Genomic DNA, 20,474 nt, shown 5'->3' on the forward strand with positions numbered 1-20,474 from the left:
AAAAGTGCGTGTTATGCACAACATCAATACAATCACAATATCCTTGTCCATTAACCTCGTAGCGCTGTCTCATATTACATACAATGTCTCACTCGACACAATGGTGGTAATAGTTCTCATTTTTATAAACAACTGGAATTTACAATCTTGAAACACTTGAATGTAAAATCAATGACACATAATTCCTTTTATCTATAAATAAATTAACTAGATACAGATAAAGACCAATGAAAACATTATAATTCTTGTATACTCTCAGCATGAAAGTACCTTCTACATTAGAATAATTTTATAGCGTTATTACATACAGATTTAATTGGAGAGTTAGATGGATAAGCACGAAGAAGTATTGATTGCTCTGCGACAAATTATTCGAGCAATTGACCTACATTCTAGAAAGTTGAATAAGAATGCCGGACTGACTGGCCCACAATTAGTATTGATGCGTGCAATTCGTGGATCGGGAGAGATTACTATTCGTCAACTATCTAATAACACCAATATGAGCCAAGCAACTGCCACTACCATTCTTGACCGTTTAGAAAAACGTAACTTAGTTGTACGTAAACGTAGTGTGCTTGATAAACGCAAGGTACATGCTCACCTTACAGAAGCTGGTCTTGTCTTACTTGATAAAGCTCCAATGCCACTACAAGACAGTTTTATCTCTCAATATCAAGAGTTAGAAGATTGGGAACAATCACTACTACTTTCTTCCGTGCAACGTATTTCAACCATGATGAATGCAGAGCATCTCGATGCAGCACCATTATTAGAAGTTGGTAGTATTACAAAGCAAGAAAAATTGCATGTAGATAGCTCTGACGACGAATAACAGCAATTAAAAACCGACATTGTTGTCGGTTTTATTTTACTGAATAAAAGTTATCCCGCTAATACAGGATCAACCTGATACTTCATCAACGTTGATGGCACTTGTTGTTGAGTTAACTCATACATTGCTAATAATAATGCTTGTTTAATTGCTGTTTCATCATGCAACTCAACCGCTGATAAAGCACAATCCAAAGCCTGTTTTATTGCCTCAACTTTCATACGAATGAGCAGTATTTGTTCCTGTTCAGATAAAGCTAATTGAGTAATCACTTGTGCGTTTGAATCAGTGTTCTGAGCATGACTCAAAATACTTAATTGCTGACTTAGCAAATCTAAAGTACAAATCGAATTAAGTAACGATGGTGGGGATTTTATCATTGTAATATCCTTATTTATCAATGAAAAATAAATATTAATTTATAATAATGCAGTTTTAATAAACAGTTTGTTAACACGATCAAATAATAAATATTACATAGAGTTAGGCAATATTTTACTTGTTAACCCCTATTATTATTACTGATAAACCAAACAGCAATAACATCATCTCTATACACTCAACTTACATCTTTAAAACATTATACGTTTCATAACACACTCTTCTTTTACTCACCTAGCCTCAGTCGCTATCATCCCGTATTATTGATTCCTCTCTTTCATCAATGGAATCAACCAATGTTACTTGAAGGTATTGAAACGTTATTAGTACTCGCTGAAGAAGGCACCATGAGTCGTACTGGTAGCCGGCTGTATATTAGCCAATCAGCCGTTAGCAAACGGATTGCTAAATTAGAAGCGACATTAGGGACCAAACTGATTATTCCAGCTGGAAGGTTAATAAAACTAACCCCCGATGCGCATGCTTTAATTAAAAACGTTGGGCCTAGTTTTAATGAAATTCGAGGGCTGATTTTTGAACATCAAAATATAGACGATCAAAGTATTATTACGATTGATTGCTCTGAAACCTTAGTGGCAGGGTATTTATCACATGCACTCGGGCAGTATTTTCAACATGATAAATACATTGCGATTACAACGCATCATACACCAGTCATTGTTGAAAACATTCAATCAGGTAAGGCATCGATTGGCTTTTGTGCGGGGCACTTACCGGCTAACTCGCGCTTTATTGCAGAACATTTGATGGATGAGCCTTTTAAGGTAGTTTTTAATCAACCACTACTTACACTGCCGACAGCTATTGTTACTAATGATTTAAAAAACCCATCCAATATCTCTCAGGCTGCAATACTGCAAAAGCAAGGGATCACGCCAATAATGGAAATGGACTCTTACACAGCTGCAGCACAATTGGCACTTGCAGGTATGCTACCTGCTCTAGTGCCTAATTCAATAGTCAAAACTTTAAACATTCACGCTAAATTCTGTTTTGAATTTGAAGAATTAGCAGAACTAACTCGCCCAATCCATCTAATATACCGCCAAAATAGTTATAAATTACAGCGTGTTAAAAAACTAATTGAAACCATTGCGGGTGCTGTTGCCACAACAACTTAATTGCCATTCCCATCGACATAATAACAACCATTGGTCGAATAAAACGCTGGCCTTTACTAATAACAACATGTGCGCCTAATCGCGCGCCCATAAAACCACCCACAGCCATTATTAGCCCCACCTTCCAAACAGGTAATCCAGCCAAAATAAACAATATTAGCGCTGCAATATTAGAGGTGAAATTTAAAACTTTAGTGCGAGCGGTCGCTTCTACTAGCCCTAATTGAGCAATAACAACAAAACAAATCGTAAAAAATGAACCTGTACCTGGGCCAAAAAAACCATCATAAAAACCGATACTTGTGCCTACTGAAAATGCAAAAGCCGCTTCTGATAATCTAGGTGTGCCTCCTCCGGTACCAATATTAGGAGAAAATAAAAAATACAGTGAAATGCAAACTAATAAAATAGGAATAAGGCTTGTCAGTATGCTCGCATCAATATACTGCACTAACACTGCACCCGCCGCTGAACCTGCAAACGTGCAACCTATAGCCAATCGCATTTGTTTAAGATTAACTAACCCATTACGGACAAAATACCAAGATGCTGAAAAACTACCAAATGAGCTTTGTAATTTATTGGTTGCCAATGCTTGAGCCGGTGGGATCCCAACAGACAAGAGCGCTGGCACTGTGAGCATTCCTCCGCCACCAGCGATTGCATCAATAAATCCGGCCGCTAACGCCACACAAAATAAAATAACTAATACATCTATACCTAATTCCATTTACGATCACTTTATTAATCAACATACTAATAGCAGAATAATAACGATGATTAAGTATATCGAACAGTGAAAGCTAGGATAGCAACCCATTCCGGTTTGGAATGGGTTTATAAGGCCTAATTTTGATTACGGCAGATCTCAGCAGGAAAAGACAATTGCACCATAATAAAACGCTTAAATAACTCATCATACGGTTGGTCATCAACGGCTTTTTGCATACACATAAGCCATGCTTGTTTTTCAGCTAAGCCAATATGATGATGCCGATGAGCACTAGCAAGGTTCATGCGTCCATAGCGCTCGATATAATTATCTTCTCCTCCCATCCAACCAATCAAAAATGTTGTCAATTTTTGCTGAGCTTCGGTCAAATCTTCACTGTGCATAGCACGTATCGTTGCCGCTTCAGGTAAGCTATCGATATAGTAATAAAAATCAGTGACAAGCTGTTGTACACCGATCTCACCACCTGCCGCCTGTAAAATATCCTCTCCTTGCTCAAACTTGGGGACATTACGCTTTTTTACACCTGAAAAGTCATCACCTTCGGGGAACTCAACTTTATCAACCATTTCATTATCACTTTATTAAAATCTTTTTTTATATAGTATAAGAAATAAATAAAGAGCAGCCATAGCCACTCTTTATTATTTATTGTTGATCACATATTTAATTAACTCACATACAAAGGTCCACTAAAAGAGGTAACAGGAGGAACTTTTCCCGTGAACTTTTCAAAATTAACCACCACCGTATTAGCACTGGTTGCTTGAGCAAGCTCTGAGGTTGGTATGTCAATAGTTAACGTGTTGGGATCACCATAAGTATCTATAGCGCCAATATCATTATTGAGTGGCCCGAACCATGCACCTTCTTCAATACGAATCACCCCTGTTGGATAATGGCTTGAAAGTACAGCGCCGGCTAATAACTGCCCACGATCATTAAACACTCTCACAATATCGCCATCTTTAATGCCTTTTTTCTTCGCATCATCAGGGTTGATATAAACGGGTTCATGCCCTTTTACTGCATAGGTATTACGGAAGTCTTCAGAATCACACATTTGTGAATGTAAGCGTTTATTGGGATGGCATGATTGGAGCCAAAATGGGAATTTATTTGATTTTGGCCCACCGTGTGAACGTTCTTCTTTTTCAAACCACATTGGATGGCCTTGGCAATGCTCATAGTTATAACGCGCGATTTTACGGCTATAAATTTCAATAAAGCCAGAAGGTGTACCTAAACTATTAATCTCAGGATCTTCTCTGAAAGCAGCATGACTAACATAAGTTTGATCGGTTGGAAATTCCACTAACCCTTGCTGCCAAAACTGGCTAAACTCTGGCATTTCATGTTTATCTTTATTTGCTTTGCGGCAATCATTATACAGTTGTTCTATCCACTGCATTTCAGTCATACCACGAGTATATTGCTTACTTTTCCCAAAGCGTTCTGTTAATTCAGTGAATATCTGAAAGTCGGTTTTTGATTGATATAATGGATCAACCAATTTGTGCATCGCTAGAATACCACTGGTTGAGTAAGTACCATATTGGTCAAGATCACTACGTTCAAATTGTGTACAAGCCGGTAAAACAATATCAGAAAAACGGCACGTTGGGGTCCATGTATAATCAATATTCACCACCGTTTGCAGCTTTCTAAATGCCTCTTTCATACGATTACGTTGCTGATGGTGATTCCATGGATTACAGCCGCTAAACACCATCATTTTAATATCAGGTAATACGACATCACTGCCGTTATATTGAATTTTCTTACCCGGTTCCATAATGGCATCAATCCATCGAGCAACGGGAATGGTTGAGCTATAACCTTTAAAATCAGTATTATTCCAAATAGGCTGCTGACCTTCATCAACATTACGCGGAAAGCCACCCGGCCCGGCCGCAGTACTAAAAGGTAATCCAACCCCACTATAAAAATGCGAGTAAGACACACCACCTCCAGGCAAACCAATTTGGCCTAGCATGGAGGCTAACACCGCCCCCATCCAATACGGTTGTTCACCATGCTGTTGACGTTGCACTGCCCAACCAAACATCAACATAGTACGATCTTTCACTAAATTACGCGCAAATTCTCGAATCGCATCAGCTTTAACGCCACAAATAGGTTCAGCCCACTCTGGCGTTTTAGCTATTTTGTCTTTACCTGTGCCTAATAAATAAGGTAAGAACTCATTAAACCCCAGTGTATACATTTCTAGAAATTGCTTATCGTACAAATCTTCTTTATACAATGTGTACGCAATGGCAAGCATGAAAGGCACATCAGTTTGAGGATTGACATATTGATGTTCACAATTAAAATATTGTTGCGATTTTGATACCACAGGATCGACCGAGATCATGCGGATCTTACCATCAGCCACTTTCTGTTTTAATTGCTCATAGTAAGCATAAGAACCGTGGGTTTCGCATTGCCATCCTACTTGGCTATTTTTAATCGGATCATTTGACCACCATATCAATGTCTTACAATCTTTAAGTATGGTTGACCATGTGGTTGCTTGGGCATAAACCTCTGTTGAGCCTAATACGTAAGGTAAAATGGTTTGGCCTGCACCGGTTGAGTAATCACCGACTTTCTTAATAAAGTTACCATGCATACCCACAGCTCGTTGCATGTGCGACGTACAACTTTGGAACTGTCCTGTTTCTCGCCATCCTGTTTGACCTGCATGCAATGCCCACGGACCGTAATCTTTCTGCACCCGTTGTAACTCTTGATAAAATAAATCTAATGCTTCATCCCATGTCACCCGCACAAAGCGATTATTACCACGAGTTTCACCGCTATATTTATTTTTCTTGAGCCAATCTAAGCGCACCATCGGATAGCGCACCCGTGAAGGACTATAAATTAAGCCTTTGATCCCGTTTAACATATCGGTAGGATTTTTATCAAATTCTAACGGTTTTATTTCAGCGACTTGGCCATTATATATTCGCGCTCGAAATGCCCCCCAATGAGAGCCCGATACTTTCCAAATGCCCGGCGCATCGGCTACTGGCGTATTAGTATCACTCGCGTGTGCGACTTGTAACAATAACCCCGGACCAATCACAGAAGCGGCACTGGTTGTCGCTAACCCTTGTAAAAATTTACGCCGACTCAAAGACATAGATCTTTCCTCTTTTTAAACGGGATACGCTATCAATGTTTGTCTTTTGCAAAATCTGATGAATGATTTTGTAAATATTTCAAAACAATGGCTTCACTGTCGGTATCAAAATTCACAAACGCTAACATGCCATTAAACATTCCCGGCCACGTATTGGCATCAAAATGATTTTCGGCAGGTTGAGTATGACAGACACTACAATTAGTTTTATAAGCTGATTGGGCAACGGACCAAATATCATTAACATTACTCACAAACTTCGCTTTTTCTACCCATAGCGTCGCTGTGACTTGTTGCCATTTAAGCCCGGTAACATCATCTTCTTTTTCGGTCGTCCCTTTAACAATGTCTTTATTTTGAGCTGCTGTTTTGCTTAATGCTGCGGTAGGAATATTCATCCCAAAATCCTGATTAATAACGCGACCAAAGCCTTTTTCCTTACGCCAACCGCTGATCTCAATTTGTAGCATATCATCTTTAACAGCGACAATTTTGACACCCGATGCTGGCTCTAATGATCCGCCATCTTTGGTTTTTGCCTCATCTTCAAACATAGGGATAAACTGCATGCTGTAATAAGTATTACCGTTCTCATAATCTGTATTTTGTGCTACAGCCGCTAATTCAGAAATCATACCGCCTGATGAATCCATATTTGACGGTAAATGGTGGGCAATCCCTTTATGACAATCAATACAACTTTGATCTTTTGCAGCCGCTTGCTTCATCTGTACTTGTGCCCGTGGCGACATTTCATCCCATTTCATACTGTCGTAACTGTGGCAGATTTTACATTCTAAAGATTTATTCGCCGCAAATCGCTTCCACTCATGCTGAGCCAACTCCAACCGCTTCGCTTCAAATTTTTCAGGGGTATCAATAGTGCCGACAATTGCACCAAACACTTCTTTACTGGCCTGCATTTTACGGGCTATTTTATCGGTCCAATTATGGGGAACATGGCAATCAGGACACGTTGCCCTCACTCCTGCACTATTCTCCCAGTGAATGGTGCCTTGTAATTCTGGATAAACGGTATCGCGCATTGAGTGACAACTAATACAAAATTTTTCAGTATTAGTCACTTCTAACGCAGTATTAAACCCACCCCAAAAGATAACACCAGCAACAAACCCACCAAGGGTCAGTACACCAAGACTTATCTTCGCAGCAGGACGCCAAAAGGTTAACCATAATTTTTTTATAAACGTCACCATCGTTCTCCCTCCGTTGTTTATTTCATCGAAACATTACAACCTACCCATGCCCTGGAGGACCAAAAACAAACACTTGTAACGCCCATATCGTAAAACCATAACCACTGACTAATGCTATGGATAACAACGGAAATAACAGAATAATAATGAATAAAAAGGCCCACCATTCATAGCGACCTCGTTCTTGCTCGGTAATCTCAGTACTAGCCATAATCGACCTCTAAATAATCATTACAATAGCGATATACCATTCACGAATAACAATGGGTTGATGAAATTATAGTCAATGATAATTAACCTTCACGATCAAACTATAAATAAGTTCCGCCAATTTGGACTTACTCACTTAAATAACAGCCATAAAAAAAGCCAGCATCACTGCTGGCTTTTTATAACAACTCACTAGATTCTATTGGTATAAGTGTGTTTACACAGGTTCAATATCCAATAATGTTTGTACTGGCATTTCAGCAACCTTGGGTTTATTACCAAAACCACGTAAACCCACCACATGCACATGCTCACGGTCTTTAAATATTTTACGTACCAATTTATAGGTCGTGCCCTTTTCAGGACTGATATTTTCAGGGGCCGCAATCAATAATTGCATATCTAGACGTTCACATAACTCAAATAAGGTCGCAATAGACTTACCATCTAAACGCGCGGCTTCATCGAGGAACAATAAACGGCAAGGAATAATATCTTTACCGCGTAAACGGCGAGATTCTTCTTCCCAGCTTTGTATAACCATCAATAGAATGGCTTGACCTGTACCAATCGCTTCACCCGTCGATAACGCTCCTGATTCTGCTTGTAGCCAACCATCAGTACCACGGTTAACTTCAATATTCAGCTCAAGGTAGTTACGGTAATCCAGTAACTCTTCACCTAGAATTTGCGGTGAACGCTGACCCATATCAATATGTGGATTTAAGCGCTGGAACAGTTTCGCAATCGCTTCTGAGAACGTTAAACGATTATTACCAAACAGATCGTTATGTTGATCTTTTTGATCAAGTAATCCAAGCAGTAACGATTCATGTGTGTCTCGCACTTTAACATTAAGACGCACGCCACGTACCTGACCGAAACCTACACTTTGTAGACCTTGGTTAAGCATACGAATACGGTTCTGCTCACGTTGAATTGTTTTGCGAATAATATTCGCTACCGAATCAGAACTAATGGCTAAACGTTGTTCACGCGCGGTCAGTTCTTCTGTTAAACGACCAAGCTCAGCTTCCATTTCTTCGATAGCTTCAACCGGATCATCAGTGCGAATAATATCGTGACGAATACGCTCACGTAGATGCTGATACACAGCAATATAGAACAACACTTTACGCTCAGGACGCGCCACATCTTCTGAAGCACGTAATGCATCACGTAAATTTTCGTTATCAGCTACCGCCAGACGCAACGCGCCTAGCGCTTTATCTGATAATGAACGTAGTTCATCAGCCGACATGTATGCCATTTCACGGCGATGTAAACGACGTTCAACATCACTTTCACGAGCAAGACGTAATACCGCACACCAACCCGCTTTAGCATTAACAACCAGTTTACGGAAGTCTTGGTAATCTTTACCCACTTTACGTAAACGCTTCATCAAGCCTTTCATTTCAAGCTCAATTGACGTGGTTGATTTTTCTAATGTACTACGGCGATTACGTGAACTGTGTAAACGTTCATTCAGCTCATTTCGACGTACTAATGCACGTTCTTCAGCTTCAACATCTGCACGCACACCTAGCTCTTGCAGTTCACGTTCAAACTCAAGCACGGTTTCATTCTTAGCTTGATGCGAACTTTTCAGTGATGCTAATAGCTGGTTATATTGATTCGTTTGCGCACGTGATTGCTTCAAGCTTGCACGAGCTGTATTGCGCTGTTGCTCTGCTGTTGCTAATTTTAATTTTAGCTGCTCATTCAGTTCTGAACTCTTACTCAATAACTCAACAGAATCGGCATAACTAAAGTGATGACGACGCTCAGCTAAATCTGCAACCGCAAAGATTAATGTTTTCAGTTGTTGCAGTTTTTGATCGGCCGCTTCGTAATTAGCTTGTAATGTATCAAACTGCTCAGGATCGGCATCAAGTGCTGATACTAGCCCTTCAAGTTCAGTTAATGCTTTACCGTAACGATCCAGATAATTACGTGCTTCATCCATCTGCGAAAGTTGCTGTTCAACTTCAGCAAAACGTTCAGTTAGCGTTTCATCTTCAAGCAATGTCACAATTGGGTTTAATTTACCCAATAAGGTTAAGCCTTCACGTGCTGCAGCCAGTTGGCTACGTTGTTGTTGCTCTTGTGCTTGTGACTCTGCTAACTGACGCATGATCTGATTACGCTGATCACGTGCTTGTTTTAGTTCAACCTCAGGATCGGCATTAAATGCAATCGCCATATGGGTTGCCACAAAACTATTAAAACTTTGGTATAAACGTTGCAGCTTTTGCGAATCAAATGCCGCTTTTGCGTGATCTTCTACCACTTGATCACGTTCATCACGTAAAAACTCTAACCGCTGTTCACGTGCTGCTCGACCAAACAGTGGTACTTTAGGGAAGCGCGAGTAACGCAATTGACGATCATTGAGATGCACACATACTGCATTCTCAAGTTCATCAACATCAAAGCCACTGTCATCAAATGAGTCTGCATCACCTTCAATGATATAAAGATCATCAGGACAATCATCCAGTGCAATCAGCTTTTCTTTAATACCGCTTAAATCAGGCACAATAATAGCGTGACGCGATGGGCCATACATTGCGCTGAAATAAGGCGCATCAGCAAGTGTAATATCATCATAAATTTCAGATAACATCGTACCGCCAAGCGTCTCAGCTAACGCACGCAGACCTAAATTGTCACTACCACCTGGTTGTGCCAAGTGTTCAATATCATGCTCTAAAGTTTGCTTCTGTTGTGCGAATTTATCACGCAGTGCTGATACTTGACGTTCATTATCAAGTGTTGCTTGCATCGCATCCATGACAGCTTGACTGCTAGTTAACTCAACGTTAGCTTGATCAGAAAGTGTCTCTAATGCATCTGACGCAGCAATCCACGCAGGAGCTGAAGTTTCAAGTGCAGTAATACGAACAGCTAGACTTTGTTCGTTATGACGCATGTCATTACGCTGTTCGACTAAGCTTGCTTGATCTTGCTCTAAGCTTTCTAAAGTTGCTTCATGGCGTGCTTGTTCTTCCGCTAATGCCAATTCACCATCAATAGTGGTCGCAAACTTTTTCGCATACGCGCCAGCTAACTCAATAGCTTGACGTTGGCTACGAACGCTGCGTTCTAAATCACGATATTGCGCTTTCAGTTGATCGCCACGCTCAGAAACAGAACGAAGTTGACGTCCATGCTCTATTAGCTCACGAGCCTTATCACTCGCATTAGTACGATCAACCACACCCGCAATTGTCGTCACAATCGCTAAGCCTTTTTCAAACTGCTGTGCCGCAGCCGATGACATATCAAGCTTATGTTTTAATGCCAATAAAGCCGTTGTTTGTTGTTCCTGTTGCAGTTTAAGCTGCGATAAATACGGTGGCGCTTGATCAGCTAGCATTTGTGGATCACCAGATAACTGGCGCGCCTTTTCTAATGCTTGTAATGCTTGTTGATATTGCAGCGCACGTGTCTGCTGCATATCTAATGCTTGCTGGTAGTCTGCTAACTGGGTTTTTAAGCTATCAACTTCTTCTTCCGTTAGCTGTGATTGTTCTTCGGCTATTGCTAATTGCTCTGCCGCCTCTTCAACCACCATCACTTGTTCTTCAAGACGCTCTGTGAGTTCTTCAAGATCTTCTTTGTAACGCTCAATTTTCTCAGCTTGACGAACCGCTGCTTGAACTAACTGTAAGTGATCAGACGCCGACTGGTGATCTTGCTCTAATGCACTTTCTTGATCCGTTAACTCAGCTAATTCGGCATTCATGTTATTTAACGATGACTGCTGATCAATCAGCGTTTGGCGTGATCCCATTAGCTCACCACGTAAACGCAGTGTTTGTTCTAATTTTTGCTGACGCTCATTAGCATGGCGCATATAGTCAGCTGCAACATAATTAGTTGCTTCTGAAATCAAATGCTTAAATAAGTCACGATCACTTTGGGTTAATTTAATCGCTTCTAACGTCATACGGTTTTCACGTAATGCGGCTTCCATATCTTGGAAAGCTTTTTTCACCCCAGAGTTATGCGGTAATAAATAATCACGCAATGAACGGGTAATCGCACTTGAAATACCACCATATAGAGAGGCTTCAATTAAACGATAGAATTTTGAACGATCTTGGCTATTACGTAATTTTTTCGGTAACACGCCCATTTCAAACATTTGTACATGGTAATCCGTTACCGAGTTAAATGTTTTAAACTGCACCCCTTCGTACTGGCTAACAAGATCTTTGACATCGTTAAGCTGACGAACACGGGCTTGGTTTTCAGAAATCGTTTCAACTAATATTTCAGTCGGTTTGATATGCGATGGTAAGCCTTGAATTAAGAATGGCTTAATATCCACTTTTTTATCACGACCCGCCACTTGCTGTAATTTAACCGCAAAAATAATACGCTGCTGCTTTGAGTTAACCACATCCAATGCAGCATAACAGGCTCCGGGTTTTAATTTACCGTGAAGGCCTTTATCACGAGATGCATTTGAGCTACCAGCTTCAGTGGTATTACGAAAGTGAAGGAGACTTTGGTCTGGAATCAATGTCGTGATAAATGCTGCCATTGTGGTAGATTTACCCGCACCGTTACCGCCAGAAAGCGTTGTCACCAAATTATCAATATCAAAGGTACGCGCAAAAAAGCCGTTCCAGTTGATCATGGTGAGCGATTGATACTTACCGCGTTCCATTAAATACTACTCTCCTGTCCCGCTTGCTCTACATCTTGTTGCATTTCAAGCATTTCTTGATTATTAGTGTCAATATCATCAAGCAGACTTGATTGACTTGACGCTTGCTGGTGAACCACGGCTTCACCGTCACGAATTAATCGTAATTGTGCTTCACGAACATCATCACCGGTACGTACATCAGCACCAAAGCGGAAAACAGATTCACTAATACGAAACTTGCCATTTTCACCAATAGGAATAAGCATTCCTAAACGACGTAAACGACGTAACGCTGTTTTTACTTTATCAAACAGCTTTTCACGATCAAGATCTGAGCCTGAAGCGCGGTTAGTGACAAGTTTCATTAGCTTTTGTTCATCCGCTAATACTAGCAACTCATCAAATAATTCTTGGTTCGTAAAGATACCTTCGTGAGCTAGACGCTCTGGGCTAAGATACAGAAAACACAATACTTTACCCACCAGCATATCGATTTCAGATAATACTGAACGACCAATTAATGAGGTTGAACGTGGACGTAAGTATAAAAAACCTTCAGGTGCACGTACTAATTCAGCATTATAACGACGGTAAAACATCGCTAACTCTTTCTCAAACTCAATTAAATAAGCGTGACTATCTAAATCTTCACTTGAAACATGGCGACCAGAACGCAGAGCGTTATCTAACGTAGGGAAAAGTGGGTTAGCAATGGCTTTTGCCAACTTCTCCGGCATAAATTCTTCAATATTTGTCAATGACATGGGCTTGTACCTTGGCTCCGTATTCGTTAATTGCTTTCCAATCAGGCTGAATGGCATTGAAATCAGCTTCGGAATACCCCATCCTCACGGCCTGATCAATTACAATCCGCGCTAAATCAAAATGTTGTGCATACGGATGTTGTGCCAAATAATCTTTAAGTAAAACACTCAAATTGATTGGTGCACCTGTTGCTTTATGTGCTTTTAACATCAAACCGACTTTCTCAGCCAATTGATCGTTAACCAAATCAAGTTCTTCAAATTCCATTTCACCAGGAACAATACCTGTTACTTCATCATCACGTAATATTAAGGGTTCATCACGCATATCAAGTAAGCGTTCTGCATCTGCAAATGTCAGTAACCATGGCGCATCAAAGTAATCGGTAACCGATTGGCGTAGTCGTTGGCTAAAGGCGCGGTTTTTATCCATATCAATTGCGGTACGAATAAATTTATGTACATGGCGATCATAGCCAATCCATAAATCAATCGTTTGTTGTCCCCAACTAATGATACGATCTAATTTCATTTGCAGGATATAAATCATACCATCAACAAAATCGAGATCAGCACGTCCTTGAATCTCTTCTTGAATAGCAAGTAACTGACTTTGAAGCTGATCACCTGCAGCTTGCAACGTATCTTGTAATTCACGCAGTGTCGATGATGTTTCATCAAGTAAGACTTCACAACTGCTGATGGCGGCTTGCCAATCTTGATTTAATAACTCAGCAATATCGAGCTTAACTTGTTGCTGTTGCTCATCCATTGCGCGTTGGTTTAAATCGATACGATCAAAAATTTCAGCAACAGAATATTTTAAAACCGCATGCACATTTTGACGCCAATGTTTTTCATCGCCGTCTTCTTGTGCTGCTGTTGCCGCTTTATTGATCTCATCAGCTACCATTGCTAATTGAATAGATAGTTTTAATGTTGAGAACTCACGTTGGTGCACATAATAATCAGTAATGCCAAGCGCTAACGGACTTAATCGATAAATGCTAGCGCCGTCAGTCACCTCACTGGTAAAGCGTGATATTAACCGCTGTCTTACCAATTCATTTATGGCGTTATTGGCGCGAAATGCCAGGGTTTCCTTGGTTTGGCCGAACATGTCGCTCACAATGCGAAATGCATCAACCAACTCACCTTCCCCTAATTCTTCATCAAAGCGATCACCGCTTAATACAGCAATCGCTAACAAGAACGCCAGCCGTTCTGTTGGCAAATTGAGCGCAAATTCATTATTTTTGACCCAATTTACTAACTCAGGAACAGTCTGGGTAACTTCACTCATCCCTTGTCCTTATTGCTATTATTTAAATTTGTCACCACTGTTGACGTTACATCAGTGAGAGGCTTACGCGCATACACATGAATATAACGGCCTAATGACAAAAAAGGTTCCTGACGACAAAGCTTTTGCTCCATATCAAGAACTTGTTCGAAACTGTAATCACCCATTCGATCATGCTGCATGTAATCATGGAATGTGCGTACGCCGGTCTTACCCATTATGTCAAACCCAGCCGTAGTTAAACACTGATATACTTCATCAGGCTTTATTCCTTGCTGAGGTTGTAATTTAAATCGTTTACGGTGTGGCATACCTTGTTCTATATGGGTTAAATTACCACAAATAAGATTCTTAAATAACAATCCGTTATAGTTATAAAACATAACCGAGATAATACCACCGGGTTTTACGCTATTTAATAGACCCATTAATGTTGTAATCGGATCAGACAACCATTCCATAACCGCATGAAAGAGAATTAAATCAACGGGTGCTTCTATATGCTCACTAATTTCTTGAATTGGTGAATGCACTAGTCGATATTGCTCAATTAAGCCATTTTTAGCAATTTCTTGTGCTGCTAATGTCAGCATTTCGCTAGAAAGATCACATAACGTCACCTGATGTCCAAGTGCTGCTATTTTTTGAGATATTTGCCCAATACCACCACCCGCATCTAATACTTGTAATGGCGAAACAGAATTCAATTTCTGCAATATATATTCAATATCTTGCCAAACAACAACTTGTCGTATTTGACCTTTCGCTGTGCCATAAATATTATCAGCGAATTTTTTCGCTAAATCATCAAAATTTCGGTCTTTTTTCATGGCTTATTTACGTTATGATAGCGATGCTAGAATATGGCTTATTTTCTCACAAGCGGTAAAGGAATAAAGGCTTGTGATCGATTTTAGAGCTCAACTGCTGAAATTTCGGACGACATATTATGTTTATACTTAAAAAAATCATATCTTCGCTACTGATGCCACTACCGTTTCTATTATTAGTAGGCGTTATAGGTTTATGCGTATTGTGGTTTACACGTCGAAAAAAATTAGCCTCTATCTTGATGAGTATCTCTTTAATTGGTATTTTTTTATGTTCATTCCACCCCCTCACTACAGCATTACTACGCCCATTAGAGCAAGAAAACGCAGCCTTTGTGAGTACCACTAAGCCAATTAGTTATGTCATGGTCTTAGGCAGTAGCCAAGTTATCGATAAAACCTTTCCTATCACCTCCGAATTATCACCAACTGCGATTACACGCTTAGTTGAAGGCATTCGTATTTTTCGTATGTATCCTGATGCAAAACTCATTTTATCAGGCTATGGTGGTCTTGTTTCTCAAGGGATTAGCCACGCTCGGTTAATGGCACATTTAGCTATCGCATTAGGGGTCAATAAACGGGATATTCTGTTATTTGAATCAACGAGAGATACCAAAGAAGAAGCATTTCAAGCTGCAGATGTCGTTAAAGATAAAAATATGATTTTAGTCACATCAGCCAGCCAAATGTCACGCGCGCTTTACTATTTCCATCAAGCTGGATTACACCCTATTGCTGCACCAACCAACTTTAGGGCCAGTAATCAAATGCGTGATTTTGTTCCTGATTCAAGGTTCCTTACTCAAATGGAAATTGTTGAACATGAGCGTTTAGGGCAATTATGGCAGCGTATTACTAGCAAGCTATTAAACCCGAAAATTGAACATCAACAAGCAGAAAAAGTAAAACCTGAGACATTATAAGTTCCCCAACACTATGTTTTAATTGATTATTTAAAGGACTATCACGACATTGTTCGTACTGTTTTTTTTAAAAATGTCTACTGCAATTTGTATAACTATTAAGATCATACAGTTTTAAAATTTCTTTTTATCGTATTATTTCACTTTAATCTCAGCATGCTTTACTGTATTTCATGATAAAATAGTAACTTACTACTTAAGAAAGAATTTAATTCATGAAACTTTTAATCCGTAACCTTTCTCGCAGCACTACTGAAATTCAAATTCATAAAATGTTTGAAGAATTTGGTAAAATTAGTGCTTGTAACCTTGTATTAGACGACAAAACAGGCAAATCAAAAGGATTTGCATTTGTTGAAATGGCTGATGATGAGCAAGCAACTCGCGCAATGAAAGCTCTTCATGAAATGATGGTTGATAAAAGCCGTATCCGTGTGAAAATTGCCGAATAATTACAGTAATTAATTTACCCATAAAAAACCGAGTAAGTAATACTCGGTTTTTTATTATTGAGATAACGGATATAGACAAACAATTTTGCTAGCTAACTAGTTGTCGTACTTTTTCCAAATCTTCTAAGGTATCGACCCCTGCCGGTGGTGCATCAATCGCAACATCAACATGGATTTTCTCACCATACCAAAGCACACGAAGTTGCTCTAATGATTCGATTTGCTCTAGCGGACTTGGCTGCCAATTAATATAAGTATTAATAAACCCAGCACGGTAAGCATAAATCCCAATATGGCGCAGTAGGTTATGATGAACAATGCGCGGTTGCTTCGCAAAATTATCACGATCCCAAGGAATAGCTGCGCGGCTAAAATACAATGCGTAACCGTCTTTATCCGTCACTACTTTTACAGCATTAGGATTAAAAATTTCATCATGATGATCAATTTCTACCGCTAATGTCGCCATTGGCGCATTAAAATGCGCAATATTATCCGCAACTTGACGAATAATTGTATCCGGGATAAGCGGCTCATCACCTTGAACATTAACCACGATATGATCATCAGCGAGTTGATATTTCTCAACCACTTCAGCCAAACGTTCAGTACCAGATTGATGATCAGCACGAGTTAAACACACCTCACCACCAAAACCTTGTACCACATCAACAATACGCTGATCATCAGTCGCAACAATAACCTGATCAGCACCAGATTTACACGCTTGTTCGTAAACCCATTGCACCATCGGTTTACCTGCAATATCAGCTAATGGTTTACCAGGTAAACGGGTTGACTGATAACGTGCAGGAATAATAACAGTAAAGGCCATTACTTAACCTCATCAGAACTTAATGTACGCGCTTCTGAATCAAGTAACACGGGAATACCATCATCGATAGGATAAGCAAGACGATCAAATTTACACACTAATTCATTCTTTTCTTTATCGAAATTCAATTTGCCTTTACATACAGGGCAAGCAACAATTTCAAGCAGACGGTGATCCATACTTTTCCTTAACCTCTATAATCTGTTTAATAATGGCTGATGCTTGGGGCTCAGAAATAACTGCATCAACAGGCAGATACCACCAATTATCCTCTGCAAATGGGTAACATTTTACCGCATCTTTTTCAGTCATCACTAAATGTTGCCCTTGTTGGGCTAAACCTAACAATGTTTGATGAGTAAAGGGTTGATGATCAGCAAAAGGCTGGCATACAACAGGCTTTACTCCTAACGCATTCAATGTCGCAAAAAATCGTGGTGGATGACCAATCCCCGCCATAGCAACAATAGATGTTAACGCGGTAACCGCACAACGAGCACCCGTTTTAACATTAATCAGCTCTGACGGTGCTAAGTACATCGTCGCTTCATTGGTATCAGCAACACCACCATTACAAATCAGAAAATCAACCTCATTAAGGCGCTGACATGATTCTCGTAATGGGCCTAATGGCAATAAGTGTTGATTACCAAACCGACGTTTACCATCAATTACAACTAATTCAATATCACGATCAAGAGCATAATGTTGTAAACCATCATCGGTAATAATAACATCAACATCATGCTCTAATAGTAACTTTACCGCATCACTTCGAACGGGGGCAACCGCAACCGGTACTTCTGTTCGACGACGAATTAAAATCGGCTCATCCCCAGCAATATCGGTACTAGTATCACTCTCAACAAAATATGGATAATGCGGTGCTTTGCCACCATAACCACGTGATACAACACCAGGTTTTAATCCTTGTGCTAATAACTGTTCGACTAACCACACCACTACTGGTGTTTTGCCATTACCACCTGCAGTGATATTACCAACAATAACCACCGGTACTGGCGCTCGATATGCCATTTTTTTGCCTGTTGTATATTGGTTCCGTTTTCGACGGCTTAATACACCAAACAATTGACTGAGTGGCCACAATAATGGCCACAACAGATAATAAGCAATGTGAGTTTTACCTTTTAATGCTGATTGGTACCACATAGCTTCAATGAAAGCAGCCACAATTAATCACCAAATTGAATACGATGAAGTTGCGCATAGGCACCATTTAGGCTAATTAATTCGCCATGTGTGCCACGTTCAATAATTTCACCCTCATCGACAACCAAAATTTGATCGGCATTCTCAATAGTTGATAAACGGTGAGCAATAACAAGTACGGTACGATCTTTTTGTAATTCATCTAATGCATGTTGAATAGCACGCTCAGATTCAGTATCTAATGCTGATGTCGCTTCATCAAGTACTAGCACTGGCGCATTACGTAATAATGCACGAGCGATAGCCAGACGCTGGCGTTGACCACCTGATAAGCTGACACCATTTTCACCAATAACGGTATCTAACCCGTGCTCCATATCTTTAATAAAGTCCATCGCATAAGCAAGCTCTGCTACTCGTTCAATATCAGCACGAGTAAACATATCGCCACTTGCATAAGCGATATTATTTGCAATCGTGTCATTAAATAAATGCACACTTTGTGAGACTACGGCAACCTGAGAACGTAGGTTTGATAAGGTATAATCTTGAATTTCAACATTATCTAAGCGTAAATCACCAGAATCGATGTCATAGAAACGTGTAAGTAAGTTGGCAATGGTACTTTTACCTGAACCAGAACGGCCCACAAGCGCCACAGTTTTACCCGCCGGAAGTTCAAAGCTGACATTACGCAATGCTGGTGTATCTTTGGTTGGGTAAGTAAAGGTCACATCTTTGACTGATACATCACCTTTAACACGCTCAACTTCATGCTTACCATTATCTTTTTCAGTTTCTAAATCCATCAAATCAAACAGTGTATGACAAGCCGCCATACCACGTTGGAATTGAGATGTAACATTGGTCAAAGATTTAAGTGGGCGCATTAAACCAAACATTGCACCAAATACGACAGCAAAGGTACCCGGTGTTAATGAATCACGTAATGATGGTGTATTGGCAAGAATTAACACAACAACAAGTGCTGAAGAAGCAATAAGTTGGATAATAGGGTTCGCTATCGCCTGCGCAGAAACTAATTTCATGGTTTGGCGACGCATTAAATTACTTACTTCATCAAAACGCTGCTTCTCAACGTCTTGACCACCGTAACTTAATACGACTTTATGGCCTTTTAGCATTTGTTCTGCTGACGATGTCACTGAACCCATCGCATCTTGCATGTTACGCGAAATCTTACGGAATCGTTTTGAAACAATACTAATGCTAATAGCAACAACAGGGGCAATAACAATCAAAATAGCGGATAACTGCCAGCTATTCCAAAACATTAATACCATTAGACCAATAATCGATGCACCTTCACGAACAATACTTACTAATGCACTACTGGTCGCAGAAGCAACCTGTTCAGAATCATACGTAATACGTGACAATAATGCGCCGGAGGCTTCTTTATCAAAAAACGCAACGGGCATTTTCATAAAATGTTGAAATAACTGCCGACGAAGATTCATGACGACATTGCCTGATACCCACGATAAACAGTAGGTTGATACAAAGCCACTCGCACCACGCATAATCATTAAGCCAACAAGATAGATAGGCATCATGGCAAGAAAACCTGAATCCATGCTATCAAAACCGCCAAAACTTTTATCAAGTAACGGTTTAATCATCGACAACATCAAGGTATCACCAGCCGCATTAATGATCAGCGCAATAACAGCGACAATAATGCCAGCTTTATAGATCTTGATATAAGGCCACAGTCTTTTATAAGTATCTTTGGTTGATTTTTCTGTTAATTGCGTCATGAATGCCAATTTTGATAAAATACAATATCTCTATTCTACCCTTAACATTGCTATCAACCAAATTTGTCCACAATCCTT

General features: G+C 39.9%; 18 protein-coding genes. 4 read left to right on the forward strand and 14 right to left on the reverse strand.

The genetic code is table 11. The annotated features are described in order from the left end of the window. Positions 1 to 328: 328 nt before the first annotated feature. Positions 329 to 835, forward strand: a complete 507-nt coding sequence (locus Q0V26_RS00845) for a MarR family transcriptional regulator (protein WP_297474890.1) — start codon at positions 329 to 331, stop codon at positions 833 to 835. Between the two features lie 50 nt (positions 836 to 885). Here the strand turns inward: Q0V26_RS00845 and Q0V26_RS00850 are convergent, their stop codons facing one another. Further along, positions 886 to 1,215 carry a hypothetical protein gene (locus tag Q0V26_RS00850; protein WP_297474892.1) on the reverse strand — a complete coding sequence of 110 codons (330 nt, stop codon included), beginning with the start codon at positions 1,213 to 1,215 and terminating at the stop codon, positions 886 to 888. 297 nt (positions 1,216 to 1,512) lie between these two features. Between Q0V26_RS00850 and Q0V26_RS00855 the strand changes: the two genes are divergently transcribed. Then, positions 1,513 to 2,358 carry a LysR family transcriptional regulator gene (locus Q0V26_RS00855; RefSeq protein WP_297474894.1) on the forward strand — a complete coding sequence of 282 codons (846 nt, stop codon included), beginning with the start codon at positions 1,513 to 1,515 and terminating at the stop codon, positions 2,356 to 2,358. Here the strand turns inward: Q0V26_RS00855 and Q0V26_RS00860 are convergent. The 9 genes from Q0V26_RS00860 to cmoM form a co-directional block, all read right to left on the reverse strand. After that, positions 2,309 to 3,088: a TSUP family transporter gene (locus Q0V26_RS00860; protein WP_080156655.1), complete on the reverse strand. Its 780-nt coding sequence runs from the start codon at positions 3,086 to 3,088 to the stop codon at positions 2,309 to 2,311. The two genes, Q0V26_RS00855 and Q0V26_RS00860, sit on opposite strands and share 50 nt — an antisense overlap. A gap of 116 nt (positions 3,089 to 3,204) precedes the next feature. Continuing rightward, on the reverse strand, positions 3,205 to 3,660 hold the full coding sequence (locus Q0V26_RS00865; protein ID WP_297474897.1) for a group II truncated hemoglobin: 456 nt from the start codon (positions 3,658 to 3,660) through the stop codon (positions 3,205 to 3,207). Between the two features lie 101 nt (positions 3,661 to 3,761). Further along, positions 3,762 to 6,242: a trimethylamine-N-oxide reductase TorA gene (gene torA / locus Q0V26_RS00870; protein WP_297474898.1), complete on the reverse strand. Its 2,481-nt coding sequence runs from the start codon at positions 6,240 to 6,242 to the stop codon at positions 3,762 to 3,764. Between the two features lie 32 nt (positions 6,243 to 6,274). Continuing rightward, a complete protein-coding gene (torC, locus tag Q0V26_RS00875) occupies positions 6,275 to 7,459 on the reverse strand; it encodes a pentaheme c-type cytochrome TorC (protein ID WP_297474900.1) in 1,185 nt (394 codons plus the stop codon). A 40-nt stretch (positions 7,460 to 7,499) separates the two neighbouring features. Then, positions 7,500 to 7,670: a periplasmic nitrate reductase, NapE protein gene (locus Q0V26_RS00880; protein WP_080156659.1), complete on the reverse strand. Its 171-nt coding sequence runs from the start codon at positions 7,668 to 7,670 to the stop codon at positions 7,500 to 7,502. A gap of 216 nt (positions 7,671 to 7,886) precedes the next feature. Next, complete coding sequence (mukB, locus tag Q0V26_RS00885; RefSeq protein ID WP_297474902.1) at positions 7,887 to 12,350, reverse strand: chromosome partition protein MukB; 4,464 nt, start codon at positions 12,348 to 12,350, stop codon at positions 7,887 to 7,889. Next, entirely contained in the window at positions 12,350 to 13,096 is a 747-nt protein-coding gene (gene mukE / locus Q0V26_RS00890) for a chromosome partition protein MukE (protein WP_080156661.1), read from the reverse strand. The genes mukB and mukE overlap by 1 nt, the downstream gene beginning before the upstream one ends. Further along, the gene (gene mukF, locus Q0V26_RS00895; RefSeq protein ID WP_297474905.1) at positions 13,077 to 14,399 is read right to left on the reverse strand and encodes a chromosome partition protein MukF; all 1,323 of its coding nucleotides are present in this window, start codon (positions 14,397 to 14,399) and stop codon (positions 13,077 to 13,079) included. The genes mukE and mukF overlap by 20 nt, the downstream gene beginning before the upstream one ends. Next, complete coding sequence (cmoM, locus tag Q0V26_RS00900; protein WP_297474907.1) at positions 14,396 to 15,229, reverse strand: tRNA uridine 5-oxyacetic acid(34) methyltransferase CmoM; 834 nt, start codon at positions 15,227 to 15,229, stop codon at positions 14,396 to 14,398. Before cmoM ends, mukF begins: the two co-directional genes overlap by 4 nt. Positions 15,230 to 15,348: 119 nt before the next feature. On the opposite strand from cmoM, the gene elyC reads away from it, so the two are divergent. Together elyC and Q0V26_RS00910 are read left to right on the forward strand one after the other, a co-directional pair. Next, positions 15,349 to 16,155 carry an envelope biogenesis factor ElyC gene (gene elyC / locus Q0V26_RS00905; RefSeq protein WP_297474909.1) on the forward strand — a complete coding sequence of 269 codons (807 nt, stop codon included), beginning with the start codon at positions 15,349 to 15,351 and terminating at the stop codon, positions 16,153 to 16,155. Positions 16,156 to 16,370: 215 nt separating this feature from the next. Next, entirely contained in the window at positions 16,371 to 16,607 is a 237-nt protein-coding gene (locus Q0V26_RS00910; RefSeq protein ID WP_297474911.1) for an RNA-binding protein, read from the forward strand. An 88-nt stretch (positions 16,608 to 16,695) separates the two neighbouring features. Here Q0V26_RS00910 and kdsB read toward each other — a convergent pair whose 3' ends face one another. Genes kdsB through msbA form a run of 4 tightly spaced genes read right to left on the reverse strand, consistent with a single transcriptional unit; the run spans position 16,696 to position 20,396 of the window. Next, positions 16,696 to 17,442, reverse strand: a complete 747-nt coding sequence (kdsB, locus tag Q0V26_RS00915; RefSeq protein ID WP_297474913.1) for a 3-deoxy-manno-octulosonate cytidylyltransferase — start codon at positions 17,440 to 17,442, stop codon at positions 16,696 to 16,698. Beyond that, complete coding sequence (locus Q0V26_RS00920; protein WP_045035565.1) at positions 17,442 to 17,621, reverse strand: Trm112 family protein; 180 nt, start codon at positions 17,619 to 17,621, stop codon at positions 17,442 to 17,444. Before Q0V26_RS00920 ends, kdsB begins: the two co-directional genes overlap by 1 nt. Next, positions 17,602 to 18,615, reverse strand: a complete 1,014-nt coding sequence (gene lpxK / locus Q0V26_RS00925; protein WP_297475136.1) for a tetraacyldisaccharide 4'-kinase — start codon at positions 18,613 to 18,615, stop codon at positions 17,602 to 17,604. The genes Q0V26_RS00920 and lpxK overlap by 20 nt, the downstream gene beginning before the upstream one ends. A gap of 23 nt (positions 18,616 to 18,638) precedes the next feature. Further along, a complete protein-coding gene (gene msbA, locus Q0V26_RS00930; protein WP_297474919.1) occupies positions 18,639 to 20,396 on the reverse strand; it encodes a lipid A ABC transporter ATP-binding protein/permease MsbA in 1,758 nt (585 codons plus the stop codon). Positions 20,397 to 20,474 lie beyond the last annotated feature (78 nt).

This window comes from uncultured Photobacterium sp., from assembly GCF_947039875.1.
In the GTDB taxonomy this organism is placed as follows: domain Bacteria; phylum Pseudomonadota; class Gammaproteobacteria; order Enterobacterales; family Vibrionaceae; genus Photobacterium.